Raw genomic sequence first — 1,428 nt, 5'->3', positions numbered from 1 at the left:
GCGAGATGCACTTCGGCGTCTTCGTCACGCTGGCGCTGCTGCTGGTCTACCTCGACTGGCGCCCCATCCTGTTTTCGGCGGTGCTGTTTGCACTGCACCACGTGGGCTTTGACCGGCTGCAGGCCGCTGGCTGGGGCGTGTACTGCCTGAGCGAACCCGACTTCGCCACCATCGTGGTCCACGCCGCCTACGTGGTGGTGCAAACCACCTTCGAGCTGTTTTTTGTGGTGCGCCTGGCCGGCGGCGTGCGCGGCAACGCCGAAGTGGCCTCGCTGGCCCAGCGCATGCAGGACCCCACCCACATCGTGCTCGACATGACCGGTCTGGAGGCGCAAGCCCCGCTGGCGCGCGAGCTCAAGGCCGTGCTGGGCCGCACCGCGGCGGCCGTGCAGACCGTGCGCGAAGCGGCGCAAAGCATTCAGACCGCCAGCAGCGAAATCGCCAGCGGCAACCAGGACCTGAGCCAGCGCACCGAACAGACCGCCAGCAACCTGCAGCAGGCCGCCAGCAGCCTGGAGCAGCTCACCGCCACCGTGCGCCAGAGCGCCGACGCCGCGCGCCAGGCCAACCAGCTGGCCGGCAGCGCGGCCGAGGTGGCGCAACGTGGCGGCAGCGTGGTGCACCAGGTCGTCAGCACCATGGACGACATCTCTGAAAGCAGCAAGAAGATCGCCGACATCATCGGCGTCATCGACGGCATCGCCTTCCAGACCAACATCCTGGCGCTCAACGCCGCCGTGGAAGCCGCCCGTGCAGGCGAGCAGGGCCGTGGCTTTGCGGTGGTGGCCGGCGAGGTGCGCAACCTCGCCCAGCGCAGTGCGCAGGCGGCCAAGGAAATCAAGGCACTCATCAGCACCAGCGTGGACAAGGTGCAGGGCGGCAGCGAGCTGGTGCGACAGGCTGGCGCGACGATGGAAGACATCGTGCAAAGCGTGCAGCGGGTGAGCGACATCATTGGCGAGATCAGCAGCGCCGCCACCGAGCAGAGCGAAGGCATTGCCCAGGTCAACATCGCCGTCAACCAGCTCGACCAGATGACCCAGCAGAACGCCGCGCTGGTGGAGGAGAGTGCCGCTGCCGCCACCAGCATGCGCGACCAGGCCGACCGCATGGCCGACGCGGTCGAGGTGTTCCGCACCGGCGCCAGCGTCACCCCTCAACGCAGGGGCCAGTTGCTGATTGGCTGAACGCCTGCCGGGTCAGGCCGGTGCTCAGGGCTTGGCTTCGCTGAGCCGCCGACCCAGCGACAGCGCGTAGGGTGCCGCGCGGACCAGCAACACCGGATCGGCCGAGGGTTTGATGCCCGTCGGCAGCACCAGCGGGTTGAAGGTCAGCTTGTCGCAGGCGCCACCGGCCATGGTGTCCACCGCCGTCACCACCAGCCGGCCGGCCGTGACCACGGGGCGGTCATCCGGCCAGGCCTGGGTC

General features: G+C 68.9%; 2 protein-coding genes. One reads left to right on the top strand and one right to left on the bottom strand.

Annotated elements, in window-relative coordinates; all coding sequences use genetic code 11:
* Positions 1–1,187: methyl-accepting chemotaxis protein (locus Q8M88_RS08220; RefSeq protein ID WP_305596240.1), on the top strand; the 1,187-nt coding region annotated here is incomplete at its 5' end.
* Between the two features lie 24 nt (positions 1,188–1,211).
* Here the strand turns inward: Q8M88_RS08220 and Q8M88_RS08215 are convergent.
* Positions 1,212–1,428: hypothetical protein (locus Q8M88_RS08215; protein WP_371132650.1), on the bottom strand; the 217-nt coding region annotated here is incomplete at its 5' end.

The organism is Phenylobacterium sp., from assembly GCF_030693805.1.
Classification (GTDB): domain Bacteria; phylum Pseudomonadota; class Alphaproteobacteria; order Caulobacterales; family Caulobacteraceae; genus Phenylobacterium.
Note: the sequence above shows the minus strand (reverse complement) of the source record. Positions and strands in the feature narration are given on the sequence as shown.